Annotated in this window: 29 protein-coding genes; 15 read left to right on the top strand and 14 right to left on the bottom strand. The window is 30.8% G+C overall.

Annotated elements, in window-relative coordinates:
* Window positions 1-313: 313 nt before the first annotated feature.
* Together HA152_RS08350 and HA152_RS08355 are read right to left on the bottom strand one after the other, a co-directional pair.
* Complete coding sequence (locus HA152_RS08350) at window positions 314-472, bottom strand: hypothetical protein (RefSeq protein WP_209135440.1); 159 nt, start codon at window positions 470-472, stop codon at window positions 314-316.
* Window positions 473-549: 77 nt separating this feature from the next.
* Complete coding sequence (locus tag HA152_RS08355) at window positions 550-714, bottom strand: hypothetical protein (protein ID WP_209135442.1); 165 nt, start codon at window positions 712-714, stop codon at window positions 550-552.
* 299 nt (window positions 715-1,013) lie between these two features.
* Here HA152_RS08355 and HA152_RS08360 point away from each other — a divergent pair, with 299 nt between their 5' ends.
* Window positions 1,014-1,184, top strand: coding sequence for a hypothetical protein (locus HA152_RS08360; protein WP_209135444.1), 171 nt, complete (start codon window positions 1,014-1,016; stop codon window positions 1,182-1,184).
* A gap of 27 nt (window positions 1,185-1,211) precedes the next feature.
* Here the strand turns inward: HA152_RS08360 and HA152_RS08365 are convergent, their stop codons facing one another.
* Window positions 1,212-1,520 carry a hypothetical protein gene (locus HA152_RS08365; protein ID WP_209135446.1) on the bottom strand — a complete coding sequence of 103 codons (309 nt, stop codon included), beginning with the start codon at window positions 1,518-1,520 and terminating at the stop codon, window positions 1,212-1,214.
* A gap of 322 nt (window positions 1,521-1,842) precedes the next feature.
* On the opposite strand from HA152_RS08365, the gene HA152_RS08370 reads away from it, so the two are divergent.
* Window positions 1,843-2,559 carry a dienelactone hydrolase family protein gene (locus HA152_RS08370; RefSeq protein ID WP_209135448.1) on the top strand — a complete coding sequence of 239 codons (717 nt, stop codon included), beginning with the start codon at window positions 1,843-1,845 and terminating at the stop codon, window positions 2,557-2,559.
* A gap of 183 nt (window positions 2,560-2,742) precedes the next feature.
* Window positions 2,743-3,171 carry a cupin domain-containing protein gene (locus HA152_RS08375; protein WP_209135450.1) on the top strand — a complete coding sequence of 143 codons (429 nt, stop codon included), beginning with the start codon at window positions 2,743-2,745 and terminating at the stop codon, window positions 3,169-3,171.
* A 68-nt stretch (window positions 3,172-3,239) separates the two neighbouring features.
* On the opposite strand, the gene HA152_RS08380 is transcribed toward HA152_RS08375, so the two are convergent.
* Together HA152_RS08380 and HA152_RS08385 are read right to left on the bottom strand one after the other, a co-directional pair.
* A complete protein-coding gene (locus tag HA152_RS08380; protein WP_209135452.1) occupies window positions 3,240-3,617 on the bottom strand; it encodes a DsrE family protein in 378 nt (125 codons plus the stop codon).
* 162 nt (window positions 3,618-3,779) lie between these two features.
* A complete protein-coding gene (locus tag HA152_RS08385; RefSeq protein WP_245211240.1) occupies window positions 3,780-3,971 on the bottom strand; it encodes a hypothetical protein in 192 nt (63 codons plus the stop codon).
* 158 nt (window positions 3,972-4,129) lie between these two features.
* Here HA152_RS08385 and HA152_RS08390 point away from each other — a divergent pair, with 158 nt between their 5' ends.
* Both HA152_RS08390 and HA152_RS08395 read left to right on the top strand, forming a co-directional pair.
* The gene (locus HA152_RS08390; RefSeq protein ID WP_209135457.1) at window positions 4,130-4,288 is read left to right on the top strand and encodes a hypothetical protein; all 159 of its coding nucleotides are present in this window, start codon (window positions 4,130-4,132) and stop codon (window positions 4,286-4,288) included.
* A 93-nt stretch (window positions 4,289-4,381) separates the two neighbouring features.
* Complete coding sequence (locus HA152_RS08395; RefSeq protein ID WP_025924847.1) at window positions 4,382-4,564, top strand: hypothetical protein; 183 nt, start codon at window positions 4,382-4,384, stop codon at window positions 4,562-4,564.
* A gap of 322 nt (window positions 4,565-4,886) precedes the next feature.
* Here the strand turns inward: HA152_RS08395 and HA152_RS08400 are convergent, their stop codons facing one another.
* Window positions 4,887-6,179 (bottom strand): porin, encoded by a 1,293-nt coding sequence (locus tag HA152_RS08400; RefSeq protein ID WP_209135459.1) that lies wholly within the window; start codon window positions 6,177-6,179, stop codon window positions 4,887-4,889.
* A 598-nt stretch (window positions 6,180-6,777) separates the two neighbouring features.
* Between HA152_RS08400 and HA152_RS08405 the strand changes: the two genes are divergently transcribed.
* On the top strand, window positions 6,778-7,134 hold the full coding sequence (locus HA152_RS08405; RefSeq protein ID WP_025924859.1) for a hypothetical protein: 357 nt from the start codon (window positions 6,778-6,780) through the stop codon (window positions 7,132-7,134).
* 466 nt (window positions 7,135-7,600) lie between these two features.
* Here the strand turns inward: HA152_RS08405 and HA152_RS10115 are convergent, their stop codons facing one another.
* Entirely contained in the window at window positions 7,601-7,732 is a 132-nt protein-coding gene (locus HA152_RS10115; RefSeq protein WP_257470888.1) for a hypothetical protein, read from the bottom strand.
* 4 nt (window positions 7,733-7,736) lie between these two features.
* Window positions 7,737-7,919, bottom strand: coding sequence for a hypothetical protein (locus HA152_RS08410; RefSeq protein WP_025893323.1), 183 nt, complete (start codon window positions 7,917-7,919; stop codon window positions 7,737-7,739).
* A gap of 227 nt (window positions 7,920-8,146) precedes the next feature.
* On the opposite strand from HA152_RS08410, the gene HA152_RS08415 reads away from it, so the two are divergent.
* Both HA152_RS08415 and HA152_RS08420 read left to right on the top strand, forming a co-directional pair.
* Window positions 8,147-8,284 (top strand): hypothetical protein, encoded by a 138-nt coding sequence (locus tag HA152_RS08415; RefSeq protein WP_209091429.1) that lies wholly within the window; start codon window positions 8,147-8,149, stop codon window positions 8,282-8,284.
* Window positions 8,285-8,418: 134 nt separating this feature from the next.
* Window positions 8,419-8,562, top strand: a complete 144-nt coding sequence (locus HA152_RS08420) for a hypothetical protein (protein WP_158078868.1) — start codon at window positions 8,419-8,421, stop codon at window positions 8,560-8,562.
* A gap of 227 nt (window positions 8,563-8,789) precedes the next feature.
* On the opposite strand, the gene HA152_RS08425 is transcribed toward HA152_RS08420, so the two are convergent.
* Window positions 8,790-8,984 (bottom strand): hypothetical protein, encoded by a 195-nt coding sequence (locus tag HA152_RS08425; protein WP_209135461.1) that lies wholly within the window; start codon window positions 8,982-8,984, stop codon window positions 8,790-8,792.
* 201 nt (window positions 8,985-9,185) lie between these two features.
* On the opposite strand from HA152_RS08425, the gene HA152_RS08430 reads away from it, so the two are divergent.
* The 4 genes from HA152_RS08430 (at window position 9,186) to HA152_RS08445 (ending at window position 10,393) form a co-directional block, all read left to right on the top strand.
* Window positions 9,186-9,341: a hypothetical protein gene (locus tag HA152_RS08430; protein WP_209135463.1), complete on the top strand. Its 156-nt coding sequence runs from the start codon at window positions 9,186-9,188 to the stop codon at window positions 9,339-9,341.
* A gap of 82 nt (window positions 9,342-9,423) precedes the next feature.
* Window positions 9,424-9,609, top strand: coding sequence for a hypothetical protein (locus HA152_RS08435; RefSeq protein WP_025923503.1), 186 nt, complete (start codon window positions 9,424-9,426; stop codon window positions 9,607-9,609).
* Window positions 9,610-9,759, top strand: a complete 150-nt coding sequence (locus HA152_RS08440; protein WP_156095684.1) for a hypothetical protein — start codon at window positions 9,610-9,612, stop codon at window positions 9,757-9,759.
* Window positions 9,760-9,934: 175 nt separating this feature from the next.
* Window positions 9,935-10,393: an EVE domain-containing protein gene (locus tag HA152_RS08445; protein WP_209135465.1), complete on the top strand. Its 459-nt coding sequence runs from the start codon at window positions 9,935-9,937 to the stop codon at window positions 10,391-10,393.
* A gap of 6 nt (window positions 10,394-10,399) precedes the next feature.
* Here the strand turns inward: HA152_RS08445 and HA152_RS08450 are convergent, their stop codons facing one another.
* The 3 genes from HA152_RS08450 to HA152_RS08460 form a co-directional block, all read right to left on the bottom strand.
* Window positions 10,400-10,651: a DUF2811 domain-containing protein gene (locus tag HA152_RS08450; protein ID WP_209135467.1), complete on the bottom strand. Its 252-nt coding sequence runs from the start codon at window positions 10,649-10,651 to the stop codon at window positions 10,400-10,402.
* 313 nt (window positions 10,652-10,964) lie between these two features.
* Window positions 10,965-11,336 (bottom strand): DUF1818 family protein, encoded by a 372-nt coding sequence (locus tag HA152_RS08455; RefSeq protein ID WP_209135469.1) that lies wholly within the window; start codon window positions 11,334-11,336, stop codon window positions 10,965-10,967.
* 2 nt (window positions 11,337-11,338) lie between these two features.
* Window positions 11,339-11,575 carry a DNA-directed RNA polymerase subunit omega gene (locus HA152_RS08460; RefSeq protein ID WP_079298258.1) on the bottom strand — a complete coding sequence of 79 codons (237 nt, stop codon included), beginning with the start codon at window positions 11,573-11,575 and terminating at the stop codon, window positions 11,339-11,341.
* Between the two features lie 99 nt (window positions 11,576-11,674).
* Here HA152_RS08460 and HA152_RS08465 point away from each other — a divergent pair, with 99 nt between their 5' ends.
* Window positions 11,675-13,243: an Hsp70 family protein gene (locus HA152_RS08465; protein WP_209135471.1), complete on the top strand. Its 1,569-nt coding sequence runs from the start codon at window positions 11,675-11,677 to the stop codon at window positions 13,241-13,243.
* Window positions 13,244-13,250: 7 nt separating this feature from the next.
* Here the strand turns inward: HA152_RS08465 and pyrR are convergent, their stop codons facing one another.
* Window positions 13,251-13,787: a bifunctional pyr operon transcriptional regulator/uracil phosphoribosyltransferase PyrR gene (pyrR, locus tag HA152_RS08470; RefSeq protein ID WP_209135473.1), complete on the bottom strand. Its 537-nt coding sequence runs from the start codon at window positions 13,785-13,787 to the stop codon at window positions 13,251-13,253.
* A gap of 137 nt (window positions 13,788-13,924) precedes the next feature.
* Between pyrR and gpmI the strand changes: the two genes are divergently transcribed.
* Both gpmI and secG read left to right on the top strand, forming a co-directional pair.
* On the top strand, window positions 13,925-15,547 hold the full coding sequence (gpmI, locus tag HA152_RS08475) for a 2,3-bisphosphoglycerate-independent phosphoglycerate mutase (protein WP_209135475.1): 1,623 nt from the start codon (window positions 13,925-13,927) through the stop codon (window positions 15,545-15,547).
* Between the two features lie 22 nt (window positions 15,548-15,569).
* Window positions 15,570-15,797, top strand: coding sequence for a preprotein translocase subunit SecG (gene secG / locus HA152_RS08480; RefSeq protein WP_011863548.1), 228 nt, complete (start codon window positions 15,570-15,572; stop codon window positions 15,795-15,797).
* A 69-nt stretch (window positions 15,798-15,866) separates the two neighbouring features.
* Here secG and groL read toward each other — a convergent pair whose 3' ends face one another.
* Window positions 15,867-17,504, bottom strand: a complete 1,638-nt coding sequence (gene groL / locus HA152_RS08485) for a chaperonin GroEL (RefSeq protein WP_209135478.1) — start codon at window positions 17,502-17,504, stop codon at window positions 15,867-15,869.
* Window positions 17,505-17,540: the final 36 nt, after the last annotated feature.

Genomic DNA, 17,540 nt, shown 5'->3' on the forward strand with positions numbered 1-17,540 from the left:
ACAAGCTTTAGTAGCATTTCATACAAACCTAACCAACACAAATTAACTAAGAAAATCTAAATCTCTTCAGTTAAGTATTTTCTACGATGTTTTTATTTGAGATTCTGATTTGAATTAGAATAGAGTATAGATGTTCCTATGGAAAAATCATTTCTAAATTTTATTTGTTGGATCCTATTAAAGTCAGCTGAAAGTTACTACGGAGATTCATTAAAAACAGAAATACCTTATACACCTTATTTTTAGTTTTGGTGAACCTTAACTTTTAATATTAGATCTCTAGTTTGAGAGTTATTAGTTTGGAATTCATTTATCAAAAAACACAATATGGGTTACTTATAGATTCACTACAAAATAATCTCTTACGTTGAATTTCTTTTATTGATTTTGAATAAATATTAGCTGTAAGGATCGCTCCAAAATTAACTAAAACTACAATTAAAAGAAGTAGCTCAATTGCGAGGTTGGTCATAATATTACCCTCCTTAAATTTATATTAAAACCCTATAACGTCAAAATAGGTATTGAATAGAGTTTAAATTCCTATTTTTAGCCATCGAGATTTTTTGGTAATGGTCTAGGTTCACAATTTTCGACGCATTCTTCTAAAGACTTTTCAGAATTACTATTAATTTCGCAACTACGAAGACAATCATAAAAGGCATACTTGGGATCTAATTCATTTTTGAATTGTTTATTTCTAAATGTATTCATGATCAAACTCCCTTTGATTTTTTTTCAAGTTGATTAATTAATTTATCCAACCAAAGAGTGTTGTTTATCTTTTTTGTGTTTTTAAAGTATTTCGTTTTGAACGTACTCATTAAGTTATACCTCGATCAGTGGATCCAACTTAGGAGTAATAATTTAAATTTCCTAGAGCAAAAATACTGATTATGAATATAGTGAAATAATTAAAACCGCCTAATTCATGATTGATATTTTAGGTATTACAACTCTTGATTCTTTTATATAACTCATACTAAATAACTTCAAAAAAAAGAATGTAAATTATGACTTACAGAAATCTAATTAAAAATAAAATTCAACACGTATTTGGTGTTTTGTTTGATTCTTGCTCAATTAAGAGACAACTAACTGATTCTCAAATGGAATGTATGCAATTCGGAATTTGTGATTATGCTCCAAGACAAGTTGAGGAAGTTCCGTTTTTTCATTATTAATTTGAATTCATTTAAAACTAAAGGCAATTAGCTCCTCCTCACCCAATCAGGAGATCCACTAAACCAATCAGCAAGATCATCATTTTTGGGATCAAAATGATTTTCAGTTTCTAAACCATCAAGGCCAAGATTCTGTATGAGTCCATTTATTCCATCTGATTTTTGCTTGCCATATCTCCTCAAGCTATTAGCTTTCTTTAGCCATGTCCATATACTTGAATTATGTTTTGCAAACTTTTCTACATAAATTCTTTCTTCCAATGCGACAGGTTCATCTAATGAAATCCTCTTGACAATATCCTTAATTTTTAAACGAGTCTGGTTGGTTAGAAACATATTCATAAAAGAAGTTAATGTTTTATAAAAGTTTTTTTTATGAATGTCTTGTCAATCTTTATTTCAAGAAAAAGTATTTTTTAGAGGCTTTTCAAGGACAAATATATGTATTTAGCAACAGGTACATTTATTTGGTAAAAAAGACTACTTAATTTGATTTATATAACTTATACATAAACAACTCCTGTATAAGTTTCTCTACTTAATTTAAGATTTAATTTATAAAATTGAATAAGGAAATTTTACATTTACAATCAATCTAAACTAAGAGGAACATAACCCTCTTTTTTTTCTGACAAAAAAATTTTTTATTTAATCACTAATGAAAGGTCAATGGACAAAAGTTTATAGTGGTGATTTACCTCTTAGATCTTGGTGGGTAGATTCAGGTAGTGACTGTAAATATATATCTATAGTTTTACCAGAGGTGTTTGGGATAAATCACTGGATAAGAAGTTTTTCTGAAAAATTAGCCTCACAAAACGTACCTGTATTAGCATTACCTCTTTACGGAAGAACAGCTCCAAAATTAGATTTGGGATATAGCGAAAAAGAATTGAAATTAGGAAGGCACAATAAAAATTTAACCACTTTAAAAAATATTATTGAAGACGTTTCTGCAGCCATAAATTGGGTTCAAGAAAAATATCCAAAAAAGAAAATCTCAATTATTGGATTTTGTTTTGGGGGTCATGCAGCACTTATAGCTTCTTCTTTAAAAGGAATAGAAAGTACATTTTGTTTTTATGGAGCTGGGGTCACAGTACCAAGAACCGATACTAATTTTGCTCCTATAGACTTGCTTGAAAAAGTTTCTGGAAAATTAAATTTCATTTGTGGTTCTTCAGATGATTTAATTCCCTTACAAGATAGGTTAGAAATTAAAAAAAGATTTAAAAAACTAGATCCTTTAGAAGAGAGATTTATTTATGTCGAAGTTAAAGGTGCTGAACATGGTTTTATGTGCGAGGAAAGAGAATCCTTCCATAAGGATGCATCATTAATTGGTTGGAATTTATTGATGAAAGAATTTAATTAATAAAATTCATGAGAATGATTTTGATCAGTATCTGTACTAAATTATTTTCAAAAATTTAATACCTTTATGAAAAACTTTAAAAAAGGTTTTAGATTAAATTACTTGAAAAGTTAAATCAAGTGCTGTCAAAAATGAAAAAAATAAATACTATAAGTCTAAATAATTTTCTAGAAATTCAAATTCATGATGAAAAATTTATTAATAGCATTTGTTTTTGCATTAATGCTTATCAACCCTAATATTTCTATAGCTGCAGAATCTCCCGTTGATGTACAAGAGGTCTTTGTAGGTTCTGAGACTATGGATGGAGATGCTCTTAAATACCCAAAAGGAAAAGCAGAAATAAGATTACAAAGAGTAGAGTTGGCTGAAGGAGGGATAGTTCCGCTCCACTCTCATCCAATTCCATTATTAGGAAATGTTGAGCAAGGTACGATAGTTGTCAAAAGACAAGGGATGGAAGATCTTACCTATACAGCAGGTGATACTTTTATAGTTGGTCCAAAGACACCAAAACATACAATGGGTAATGCAAAAACTGATAATGCAATAGTTTGGTTCGCAGCAATAGGAGCAAAAGATGTTCCAATTTTAATCCCCGCTGAAGGATAAATTTTAACCTTGAATCAATTATTTTTGATTGTCAGTCAAACTACAAAAAGGAGCAATTAGCTCCTTTTTTAATAGCAAAGTACGCTATCCGCTTTAATTGATTCTTCAACTAGAACATCAGGCATAACAAACTCTGCAGTATATCCATCTAGAAGCTTCTCATCATAACCCCTAGATTTAGCAGACATTCCTGAGACATATATGGTAATTTTTGAATTCTTTAAATTTTGAAGATGTTCGTATAAATCTCCAGTACCTTGACCAACTATTTCACCAGCTTTTTTGCAATTTAATATTTGTACCCCGTCTCCTGCAAGAAAAAGAGTTACTTTATGATCGTTTTTTTCTGCAGTGAGGGCAACCAATAAACCTAAAGTTACTTTATTTTTGTATTCTAAACCGCTGTAAATATGTACTAAAACGGTATTATCAGTAATGATAGACATTTAATCCTCCCTAAAATTTGTTTTTATATCTTAAATAAAATCTATTTTCATTAGCTGTTTTTTTATGAAACGCTTACTACTTGCATAGCAAAAAGCTAGTAATTGATTGTGGATCTACATTAAACAATAGACAATCCTCTTTTTTTTAACTTTTTCTTACCGTTATTCTGCTTCTTCTTTAACTTCACTGTCGTTTAACTCTTCCACTTTTAGTTCCTCTTTCTTAACTTCAACTACTTTTACCTTTGGCTCTTCCGCTTTAACTTCAACTACTTTTGCTGCTATAGATTCAAACTTACCTTTAACAAAATTTACTATGAAGATTAAGATTGGAACATGAGCTAGACCACCCATTATCACTTTAGTTTCTGTAAAATACATTTGTAAGTTAATGAGAACTGAAACATTTAAGCATAAATTTAATTTGATAATTACTTATATTAAGTAGATATTAGGAGAAATAATCAATTGACAGGCGATCTAGAATAATCTGCAGTTAGAACCTTTTTGATATGAAACTTGAGTCGATTTCAGTTGCCGGAAAAGATGCAAATCAATCAGGAGTTGGTAAAAAATTTTTAATAATATCAATTTCTATCACAGTATTATTAAATCTTTCAATCGCAATTTGGTTTTTCATGAATGATATGGGTAGATTTTTAATTAAATGAAAAAAATACTATTGCCAGTAATAGTAACCACGGGGATTATTTATGGCTGTGGATTATTTTGGTTATTTTGGCATTACTAAAGGAATAAATTGAATGACTAATAAATGGAATGATAAATCTTGGCAAAAAGATTTCTTGAACATGAAGTCACATTCACCTGCTGATGCAAAGCTATTAATGGGAGGTGTAAAAGGATTGAAAGATGCTTGGCGTCTAGGTGTTCTGCATGTTGAATACGAAAAACTAAAGAAGATACAAGATCAACAGCAACAATAAGCTCTCTAAAAAGAGGTAAAGAATTAATTACCCCATACCACCCATCACTTTCCTAAATAGATAATTTGATGGATAATTAACCTAGAATTGAACGTTTTTAATATTCTGTTCACACACCGTTCACACATTGCAGTTTTCTTCTAAATTATTGATATGACTGACATTAATTACTGGCTAATGAAAAGTGAGCCAGTATTCATAGCAATGGATTTCAAAAACCCCTAAAAAAATGTTCACGATATGTTCACGATTTTTAAGTTTAAAAAAGCATTAAAAAAGCAGCTTTAGAGCTGCTTTTTTTATTTATTAATTTACTAATGAATTAAAACTTAAAAATGGTTTCAAAGGCATAAACTGTTTCATCATACAAAAGCCAATCATCGCCAGTTCCACCGTTTTTGATCGTTGTTCCATTACCATCATTTAAGTTTGAATCAACATAATAGATTCCTCCCTTTACACTTACTGCATCATTGACATCATGAGTGTAATAAAATTCGAAAGTATCACCTAAATTGTCTACAGTTCCATTGGTATTTAGAAAATTTATATTTTTCCAACCACCACTTATTTTATTATTTTCATTAAATTCATAATCCATAGATAATGTGAAATAACTGAATTGATCAGCTGGTACTCCTATATCTGCGTCAATAACTTCTATTCCTATATTTGTAGTAAGTTTGTCTTTAAGTGTCCAATATCCTCCAACTGTCCAAGTGCTTAATTGCAGAGTAGATACTCCATAATAATCCATATAATATTGTGCAGTTTTATCATTAAGATCCCAAATCTCATCATATTTTGTATATATAATTCCACCTCCAAAATTCTCTGCATCATAACCTGCCATTAATGTTCCCATATCAGCACTCTCTTTAGTCAAAATTCCAGTATTAGTACCAGTAACTGATAATAAATTTGCACCTATATTAAATCCATTATCATAGACTCTAGCTATAGAAATACCTGTGCCTTTAATTCCTGGCAAGGTCCAAATATTATTTCCAGCTGCGTTACCTGAGAAATAAAAAGAATCAGAATATTTAGTTGTTGTTGTTGCTACTAGATCATCTTGCGCTAGTAATGGACCAACAGCAACATCCCATTCTAAGAATGGGAAAGAGTAATACATCGAAGAAACTGACAATTGATCTGTATTAGCAACAACATTAGTACTATCTAGTAATAGTAATCCCGATGAATTACCAGCCTCAATTCCGATAAATAAATTATCTTCTCCGTTAAAGCTCGTATTTAAATCAAGATTATATGAATAGTGAGCATTAACTGCTTCTGAAGTCTCAGTATAAACAGGATCATGATTCTGAAGTCCCCCAATTACAAATGAAACAGATCCATTCAAATTTGTTGTTTGAGAGAAAGAACCGGCTTCAAATTCATTAATTGGTGTTTTTATACTTTTAATAATATTTTTTGTTGTTGCAAATTCTTCATTAGCAAAAGTCTTGGTATTTAATTGTTTTTTAGAAGATGACTCGTTTCGAGCATAATTGTTCATCTCATCAAGATTTATCACAGATGCAGCAGCCGTAATTGGTGTTAAAAGACCTAATAAAGCTTGGGTAGATAGTAAAACATTAAAAAGTTTCATGAATTTCCTTACACGAAATTTTCTCACTCAAAATACCACATACAAACCAAGCCTCATATTTTAAGTTGAATCGAACATATTTAAACTTATCTGTCTAGAAAACTCATGACCTATCACTTTCATAAATAGGAACTTTGATGGATAATAAATTTATACCCAAAAAAGTTTGGATAACACGTCATCCAAGCCTTAAAAATCGCCGAGATCCCTTTATATGACTGAAGAAAAGTTTTGGCTAATGAACCATGTACCAGCTTGATATAACTAGGTTTTTTGAAATTTATAAAATTTTATTCTAGCAAAATTCTAGCAACACTAATAAATATAAAGCATCCATTGAGGTAAAGATTTAGGATAATTTGTGATTGACATTCGATCTAAACTTAGAGGGATAAAACCCTCTTTTTTTGATGAGAAACAAATTTAAAAGATCAGCTTTTTTTGATATGTCTGATGACCTTTTCTATCGAATATCATTAATAGGATTTTTAGTTGTTTTTAGCTCAATGGTATTTTTCCTAACGAAATATAGAGAAAAAAAAGTTAATAATATAAGCCAGATTTCCATAACTGAACAAATTTAATTTATAAAGCAGTAATGCAAAGATTTATAATTTCACCGTTATTTGCTTTATCTAGGTTTTTTATAAATATTTACGGAATATTTTTAAAGTTTTTTCTTCAATTAAATGGTGGTTATTGGTCAAGAATTGGTTTAGCCGAAAATATTACAGAGGAAAGAATTAAAAAAAGAAGATTTTATATCCTGCCTTTTTATATTCTTCTAGCTTTATTGTTTGGATTACTATCTGCTCTATATTGGTATTTTGTTATTCTTCATGTGCCACTTTCAATAGAAAGATATTTAAGTCCATTGAATAACAATATTGCTTTAATAATTGCTTTTGCTACTTTCTTTGGTTGGCTTTATATTCTTTGTAAAACAAACAAATAAAATGCTTACTGAGAGATGATGTGGTCCGCGGATTAAAGATTTAATTAATCATGATTAAATCATTCTTAAGGATTCATGCAAAATATTTATGACCGATTAATTTGTATTTACGACAGTTCTGGTGATCGACTCGACCAAGGTTGACCAACTAGATCTTCACTAATCCATGGTCTGCAACACCAAGGTAAATTAACTTATCTAACCTTTACGGTAAGAAAGTTAAGTGATCAGAAATTAATCTTTCGGGATTAATTCTGAACTATCTTAAAAATAAAGTAGTTTGTAAAGCATGAAGAAGTGAGTAATCACTTTTACATTCAAAACTAATTTCTAAGAAAATTTTTAATCTGATTATTAAATAGATCTCCTTTCTGTCGTCACCATTTAAAAAAGACCTGTAAAAGGGTCTTTTTTTATGTCTTAAATTTTATTTATTTACTGTTAATCCACAAATAATTAAATATTTTTATCTCGCTCTTTCGCGATCAGTTAATGCTTTTTCAAAAGTAAAAAAGAAAGTACAAATGCTATTCAATGCAACCAACAAAAGAACTACTGATCTTCCATGTTGATTTAATTGAAGTGATCTTTGAATCATACTTTTAATAATCTTCATTGTAATCGGATGGACTACCAGTTAAAGAACAAACAACTGATTCCTCTTTTTTCATTTCTTTTATTTCCATTATTGGTCTGCCCATTTTCTTAAGAACATCTATATCTTCTTTAGTCTGACAGCGTGCAATTATATTTCCTTTTTGATCAAAGCAACTGTAGTAAGTCATTTTATTAAATGCAATTTAACGTTCATGGTTGATTTCAGTTGCAGCAACGCAACCGACTCATGACAACCATATTTCTAATTTAGGTCAGCCATAGATTTAAATGGCTAAAAAAACATACCTTTTTCCGTACCTAAATGTTCCTCAAACCGCACACATTAGATACGCAGTGTTTTAGTCAAATCAATTAGAACAAAGAGGTAGTTAAACGAATATACAAAGGAGAATTTATGAGTGGAGATTTTGAGACTCTTGAAATTAATCAACCAAAAATTAAATATTTAAAACCAGAAGATAATACAAAATGGTTAGACAAATTAATTAATAATATTAAGGACATGAAGAGGAAGATATCAAAAGATTCTTAGAAATTCAAGAAAGAAACTTTTTTATTTGACCTTTAGTTTGAATGAAAAGAAATTCAAAAAAGAATTTAAATTTTGTATTTAAGGTAACCGCTTTTTTGTGAGCATTATTCAGAATAAGAGTCCGACTATTTTTTATGCAAAAAAATTTAGATGAAAATTCTTATGAAAAAAGAATTGAAAATATAGAAAAAGGAAAATCTTATTTAAAAAGTAATGGATTTTTCAAATCAAAATCTAATCTTTTCGAAGACATACAAAGATTTATCTATAAAAGGTAATTTAAAAAATATTTTTTACTTTTGATTAATTAAATCTCTCCATAAGCAAGCCATCACATAAAAGAAAGAAAGACTTGAAAAGGTAAAGAGAAAAAAAGAATGGGTCAATTTTCTATAACTAAATTAGACCAAATAATCCTGCAGTAAAACCAACAGCCGAAAAGAATGTGAACTCAATCAAATCTCTTGGGGCAGAGTTCATAAATAAACCAATTTGAGTCATGGTTTTATGACTTGAGAGAATCTTTTAAATCAAACTTTTCAGCTTTTTCAATTTGACACTCAGTATCATCTTCAGCACATTTGATTTCAGCTTTTTTGTTCATGTGGCCACTACAACCGCCTGCTATAACTGGTAAACCGGTCGTAGCCGTAAAACCAGTTAAACATGCAAAAGCTATATAAGGAAAAAGTCTTTTCATTTAATTGTTACTTTATGTAAATTTATTATGTTGCATAAAAAACTCAAGTGTGAGTAGCTGATAATTCGCGTGCACCCTATACCAATCATCTAAAGTGATTTAGCAAACCTATGAGTTTTATATTTATCTGAGTATTTTTACTTATATGTTGAGTTGAAGACTTTAAATAATTAATGTTTGTTTTGGGTTTATATATAAGTCATGGATAAAGAACATTTAATTGATTTAATATCTAGCAGCATTATTTCTGAGATTAAAGATCTCGAAATTAATGAGGAAAAATTGATTGCAAATAATTATTTAAATAATCTGAATTTAAATCAGCTTAGAATAATTTCTAAAGAATTTATTTTGTAATTTTTATTGAATATTTATTTAAATAAATGAGATTTTCTTTACTATCATTTGAATTTTAATAAGTTAATACCTTTTAATTAATATGAATGATTCAGAAGAATTTAAACCTAGCCTTAAACAAATAAATGAGGATATCAGACCTACATGGGAAGATATCAAAAAACAATCAGAAGTTTTAGTTAACAAACTTGGTTGCCCTAGATCATTTGTAGGAGGGATGCTTCATGCAATAGCAAGCGACTTCTCTGATATGAAAACTTGGGAATAAATGAAAAACTTATTACTTACACCACTTTTCAAACTATTCAAAAAAAGCACTTTTCTCTTATCACTAAATCAAAACTCGTGCCCTGTTTTAGATGCTGAAGACATAAAAAAGCAAGAACAGAAAGAAGCTATTGAAAGGTTGTACCCGTAAACTTTTAACAGAAATGATCAGATCATATATACGATGCAGCACGGTCCTATGCACCCCCATGCCACCCATTACTTTCCTAAATAGAAGCTTTAATGGATAATGATTTTATAAAGGCAAATCTTATATTTCATTCACGATTCATTCACGATTTGCAATATTCTCCTAATCCCTTGATATGACTGAGATAAACTACTGGCTAATGAAGAGTGAGCCTGATGCTTACAGCATAGATACTCTAAAAAATGACGGTGTAACTTTATGGGATGGAATAAGAAATTATCAGGCTCGAAATTTTATGAGAAAAATGAATAAAGGAGATAAAGTTTTTTTCTATCATTCGAATTGTAAACCCCCAGGTATTGTCGGACTTATGGAGGTAATAGAGCTAAATATTGTTGATCCTACTCAATTTGATCAAGATTCAAAATATTTTGATCCAAAATCGAAACCTGATAATCCGAGGTGGGATTGTGTAAAAGTAGAATATAAATTTAAATCAGATAAGATTTTAAGTTTACCTGAATTAAAGACTTTATTTAATGAAGATGAGTTATTAGTCGTAAAAAAAGGAAATAGATTATCTATAATACCTGTCAGAAACGACATCGCAAAAATACTACTAGAAAAAATATAAAAATTTTTAATCCTCAAAATTCATCGAAAACATATTGCCAATGTAGAGTCTCGTTAAATCCCTAGTTTGAAATCCTTTTTGCATCAAAAATCCTGCAATAGCAGCTTGTATTATCCTGTATTGATCCCAGTTAGGATGCTCCTCAACGAATTCTTTCATAGCCTTTTGAAGATTTTCCTGAAGTTCACATTTGAAACTTATTACTTCATCTTTATGATTTAATACTTTTGAATTTTTGTCGTAATTTAATTCTTGCATATTGAAAAAACTTTTTGAAATTTAAATCTACAAGATGTAGTTTTCTCCAAAATTACTAAATCGTCAACAAGCATTATTTAAGAGACAGTCTCAAGTTATAGAATGACGAGAATTCAGTCATAAATAGGGTAGTCATGGAAATTAATTTTGTAAAATTAAACTTTACTCAAATATAAAGATTTATGTAAGATCAGAAGTTTTCCACATGCTTTAGATAATCAGATATTTTAAAAAAAAATACTGTGGAAAAGTTGTGAAAAAAATTTTTTTGGAGGGGGAAATATTTTCTAAAATTTCCAAATTTATTTATCTTTTAATCCATTGATTCCCACATGTTTTTTATTTCATAAAATAAATTTTGTGCAATTGGTATCGGCCAATACATTTCAAAGGATCTAGTTTGGTCTTGACTTTCAAAAACAAACCTTAAACTCCATTCATTTTTTTTTCCCTCTAAATGAATATACCAAGGTAATTGTTCTAATTCTAAAGTAATAAATTCTTCATCCATTAGTTCATCTTTGATAACTAATAGTTGTTCATTAATTCTTAACAGTAGAAGGTACAGTGAATTGAATTCACTTTTTTGTAACTCGATTGACCAATTGTCTACACCAATCAAAAAGCAAAATTTGCCTTTTTTTAAATCTTTAAGTAATCTCCATCTTTTTTGGTCTTTTACCAAAATTAGCCTGGAAGTAAATCTGGTTGATCCTGCTCATCACTTAGTTCAATAATTGACCTTTGAACAGGTTTAATAGTTGATTCTTCTAATAAGCCATCAAAATCATCAAAACGTCTTTGTTTCGCTCTGAAAGCAATTTTCACTGTAGTTAAATATCTATTAGTTGATTTTCTTATCAAGCTTTCGCCTCTCTTTGCAAGATCATTAGAATCAATCCCTGTATTATTGGATATGTTCATTAAAAATAAATTTTTTACTATAAAATACATTTTACAGTTTATTCGACCGTTTCAAAACATAAATTACAAAAAGAACTTAATTAATTTAAATAATTTCATATGGAAGAAAGTTTATCTGGAACACTTGCTATCGATTTAGGGAACACTAATACTGTTGTTGCTTTTCAAGATCAAAAAGATATAAATTCTGTTTTAGTTGAAATACCGAATATTACATCATCTCCAGGAGTTATTCCTTCAGCAGTTTGGTTCGAGGAACCTTCAAAGATTACTAAAATTGGTATTAGTGCTCTAAAGATGAAAGATAATACAAATTCTGATTTATTTTTTCATTCGAACTTTAAAAGATTAATTGGAAATTCTATTGAAAAAAATAACCAAAAAAACATTTTAAACCCTAATGAATGTGGCGAAAAATTTTTTCAAATTTTGTGGGCAAACATTCCGCAAAAGTATGAGATCAAAAGACTTGTTTTAACTGCCCCGATAGATACATATAAGGGATACAGAGAATGGTTAATTAACCTTTGCGAAGAAATATCTGTAGATGAAATAGCCCTTGTTGATGAGCCTACTGCGGCAAGTTTAGGCATAAATGTACCATTTGGCTCAAAAATTATGACATTAGATATTGGAGGAAGTACAGTCGATATGAATATAGTCAAAATAGAAGGAGGAGAAGGAAAATCTGGTCCAATAGCTGAACTTTTAAAATTTAAAGGTAATGATGTAAGCTCAATTTCAAAACAAAAAATAAGGTGTGCTGAAATAATTGGAAAAACAGGCTCAAAAATTGGTGGGAAAGATATTGATCAATGGATAGTTGATTATTTTATTCCAGGTAATAATTATATTAATAATCTTTCAAAGGCAGAAAAAATAAAATGTAAACTCAGCTCATCTGTAATCAAATATGAAAATAAATATCCAATAAAATTATTTACTGAACAAAATAAAGAAAATGAATATTACCTAAGTAAAGAAATATTTGAGAAAATACTCATTGCCAATAATCTTCTTAATCACCTCAACTCTTTACTAAAAGATTTATTAAATCAAGCAAGAGGTAAATTTTGCACAGTTGAAGACTTAAATGCAATTGTTTTGGTTGGTGGAGGAACTCAAATACCATTGATTAAAGAATGGATAACAAAAAAAATTCCGAAAATTCAAATAAAGACGCCACCTCCTATTGAATCAATAGCTTTGGGTGCTTTAGCAATGACCCCTGGGGTAAAAATTAAAGACATTTTGAACAAAGGATTATCTATAAGATTATTTAATAAAAGAGAGCAAAAACACTTTTGGCATCCTATTTTTTGCAAAGGTCAAACATGGCCAACAGAAACACCCTTTAAACTGATCCTTCAAGCCAGTAAAAAGAATCAAAAAATATTCGAAATAATAATTGGTGAGACACAAAAAGAAAGAGCATATGATGTTATTTATGAAAATGGATTACCAAAGTTATCAGAGATTCAAAATGAAGAAGAAATCATAAAATGGGACAAAAAACCATTTAAAATATTGTTAAAAAATAAATCTAATACTGGGGAAGACACCTTAAAACTTTTTTTTAAAATTACGAAAAATGCTGATTTATCAGTTAAGTGTTTCGATATTAAAGATGAATTTTTTGGAGAATATAATTTAGGAAATATCTTCTGAAAGATAGCTATTCAAGGAAAACTCCTTCTTCATTATCAACATTATTTAAACGTAAACTAATACTTTCAATTTTACTAGTTGGCACTTTTTTACCACAAAAATCTGGTTGAATAGGTAATTCTCTATGACCTCTATCTACCATTACTAATAACATAACTCTTTGAGGTCTGCCCCATGAATACAAAGCATCCATTGCAGCTCTTATTGTTCTACCTGTGTAAATTACATCATCTATTAAAAGAATTTCTTGTTTCTCAATAGGAGTTGGAATATCTGCAGCTTGTATTAGACGAGTTCCAACTCTATTTTGGTCATCTCTATAAAAAGTTGGATCAATTGTTCCTTTTCTAACTCTTAAACCTGTTCTAGAGAATAATTCCTTTTCTAGCACTTCGGTCAGCTCAATTCCTCTAGTCGGGATACCAACCAATAGAAGGTTATCCAGTTTTTTTACTTTTTCGATAATTTCGCAAGCTAAACGCGAAATGGTTTTTCTAAGCTCAACTTCAGTAAGTATTACGATCTTTTTTGTCTTCTTGGACATGATTTATCAAGAAATAAAATTAATCTAATATTTTCATAAATTAGCAAAAGCTAACTATGTTAAATATAAATTGTTAAAGAGTAACGTTTGAAGCTAAATTTAAGGTTGGATCAGTTAACAATGAATTTGATCTAAATATGTCAAAGATTAGCAGCAAAAATATAAAAAGATTAAGTGTTCCTCAGAGCCCTGTAGTTCTTGCAATACTAGATGGATGGGGATATCGAAAAGAAAAAACAGATAATGCCATAAAAAGTGCCAGTACACCAATCATGGATTCATTATGGCATGCTTACCCCCACACCCTTATAAGTGCTAGTGGATCTGAGGTAGGCCTCCCAGATGGTCAAATGGGCAATTCAGAAGTAGGGCACCTCACAATTGGTTCGGGAAGAATAATACAACAAGAACTTGTAAGGATTACAAATATTGTAAAAAATAATCAACTAGGCTTGATAAATGAGTTAAAAGAGATGGCTGATTCATTAAAGAAAAATAATTCTACTTTGCATATCACGGGATTATGTTCCGATGGTGGAGTTCATAGTCATATCGATCATTTATTAGGTTTAATAAAATGGGCATCTGATAATAAACTTAAAAAAGTTGCAATCCATATTATTACTGATGGAAGAGACACTCCTGCAAAAAGTGCCTCGAAATATCTAAAGCAAATAGAATCATGTATAAAAAAATTTAACGTAGGCGAAATAGCTTCCATATGCGGAAGATACTGGATAATGGATAGAAATCTTTTATGGGATAGAACAGAAAAAGCATATTCTAATTTGACTGATCCTGATATTCAAATAACAAATATTTCTCCCAAAGATTACATAGAAAAAAGTTATGCAAAAAACATTACCGATGAATTTATAGAGCCCATAAGAATGTCTGAAAACTATCTTAAAGATGGGGATAGTTTGATTTGCTTTAACTTTCGTCCTGATAGAGCAAGACAAATAGTCAAATCCCTTTCGATCAATGAATTCTCAGACTTTGAAAGAAAAAACTATCCAAATCTAGATTTTGTTACTTTTACTCAATATGATCCGAGCTTTCCCGTTAAAGTTGCATTTCCTCCTGAATCACTCAATAATTTTATAGGCCAAATAGTGTCAGAAAACGGACTCAAACAATACAGAACCGCGGAAACTGAAAAATATCCTCACGTAACATACTTTTTCAATGGAGGAGTTGAAATACCTTTACCTGGAGAAGAGAGACATTTGATTCCATCTCCAAGAGTCGCAACTTATGATATGGAACCCGAAATGTCTGCGGAGGAATTAACTATTAGTTGCTCTAAAGCAATTAAAAGCGGGAATTATGCTTTTGTTGTAATCAATTTTGCCAATCCTGATATGGTTGGTCATACAGGCAACATGGATGCAACAATTAAAGCTATAGAAAAAGTAGATAAATGTGTAGGTCAAATAGTTAATGCTACTGGAGAAATGGGCGGGAGCATTGTAATTACAGCCGATCATGGTAACGCAGAGGTAATGAAAGGATCTGAAGGAGAACCATGGACAGCACACACAATAAATAAAGTTCCATTAATTTTGATTGAAGGAGAAAAAAGAAAAATACCAAATATGGGAAATGAAATTAATTTAAGAGAAAACGCGGGCTTAGCAGATATTGCTCCCACTTTATTGCAATTATTAAATCTACCAATACCAAGAGAAATGACAGGCAAATCGCTTATTCAAGAAATTGAATTAAAGGGTTATAATAAGGTGGTTCAACACGTTTAAAGTTAATAAAATTTTTTAAACAATGATTCAAATTATTAGTTGGATTTGGGTATTTTCTGGAGTTCTTCTCATACTCTTAGTTTTACTTCATAGTCCTAAAGGTGATGGAATGGGAGGAATAGCCGCCAGTGGAAGCTCAATGTTCAACAGCGCAAGTAGTGCAGAAGCCTCGCTAAACAAAATAACTTGGACTTTTTTAGTGATATTTTTGTCTCTCGCAATTATTCTTAGCGCTGGTTGGATTTCGTAAAAGTTCAATAAAAAAGGGACCATTTTTGAATGATCCCTTTTAAAAATTTATTAAAAAACTATTGTTTAGTTAGTAATCGAAGTCGCCGCCCATCCCCGGAGCGCCTGCTGGAGCAGCTGAATCTTTTTTCTCAGGTAGATCTGCAACTATACATTCGGTGGTTAGAACCATTCCTGCTATTGAAGCTGCATTTTGTAATCCTGAACGTGTAACTTTTGCAGGATCAACTATACCAGCAGAAGACATATCTACATATTCTCCAGTAGCAGCATTGAATCCATCATTAAATGGTTTAGTTTTTACATTTTCAGCAATCACAGCTCCGTTAGAACCTGCATTCTCAGCAATTCTCATAAGAGGAGCAGTAAGTGAAGCTTCAACAATGTTAGCTCCAATTAATTCCTCTCCATCTAAATTTTTATCAGCCCATTCTTTTAAAATAGGAGATAAATGAGCGAGAGTTGTTCCTCCTCCAGGTACAATTCCTTCTTCAACAGCTGCTTTTGTTGCATTAATAGCATCCTCAAGACGAAGCTTTTTATCCTTCATCTCAGTTTCAGTAGCAGCCCCAACCTTAATCACTGCTACTCCTCCAGCTAATTTAGCCAGACGTTCTTGAAGCTTTTCTTTATCATAAGAGGAATCTGTTTCATCCATTTGCTTCTTAATTTGATCACATCTAGCTTTAACTGCTTGCTCATTTCCTTCAGCTACAATAGTTGTAGTTTCTTTATTGATAGTTATTCTTCTACCAGTTCCGAGCATATCTAAGGTAGCATTCTCTAGTTTCAAGCCTGCATCTTCGGTAATAAGTTGTCCATTAGTTAAAACGGCCATATCTTCAAGCATGGCTTTTCTTCTATCGCCGAATCCAGGAGCTTTTACTGCAGCAACATTTAAGACGCCTCGTAATCTATTAACTACAAGAGTTGCTAAAGCTTCTTTTTCAATATCTTCTGCAATAATGACTAGTGGTTTACCAGTTTTAGCTATTTGTTCCAAAACGGGAACTAAATCTTGCACTAAGGCAATTTTTTTATCAGTCAGAAGGATATATGGTTCATCTAAAACAGCCTCCATTCTCTCTGTGTCAGTTGCGAAGTAAGGTGAGATATAGCCTTTATCAAAACGCATCCCCTCAGTAACTTCTAATTCAGTAGTCATTGATTTTCCTTCTTCTAAGGAGATAACACCTTCTTTACCAACTTTATCCATAGCATTGGCAATCATTTGACCAACTTCTTCATCGTTTCCAGCTGCAATGGTTCCACATTGAGCTATAGCGTTGCTATCACTGATAGGTTTGGAATTCTCTTGAATTTTACCAACTAGAAATTCAGTCGCTTTGTCAATACCTTTTTTCAAGGTTATTGCATTAGCTCCTGCAGCAACGTTTCTCAAACCTGCTTTAACCATGGCATGAGCTAAAACAGTGGCTGTTGTGGTACCATCTCCAGCTGCGTCATTAGTTTTTGAAGCAGCTTGTCTGATTAAGGCAACACCTGTGTTTTCAATGTGGTCCTCCAATTCGATTTCTTTTGCGATTGTGACACCATCATTGATTATTTGTGGAGCACCAAATTTTTTCTCTAGTACAACATTTCTTCCTTTAGGTCCAAGCGTTACAGCCACAGACTCAGCAAGGATATCAATTCCTCTCTCGAGCGCTCTACGAGCTTGCTCATTGTAAATAATTCTTTTAGCCATGTTTAGGCAGTGATTTAGTAATAAGTTTTAATAATT

It is taken from the genome of Prochlorococcus marinus XMU1412 (assembly GCF_017696315.1).
Taxonomy (GTDB): Bacteria; Cyanobacteriota; Cyanobacteriia; order PCC-6307; family Cyanobiaceae; genus Prochlorococcus_A; species Prochlorococcus_A marinus_AF.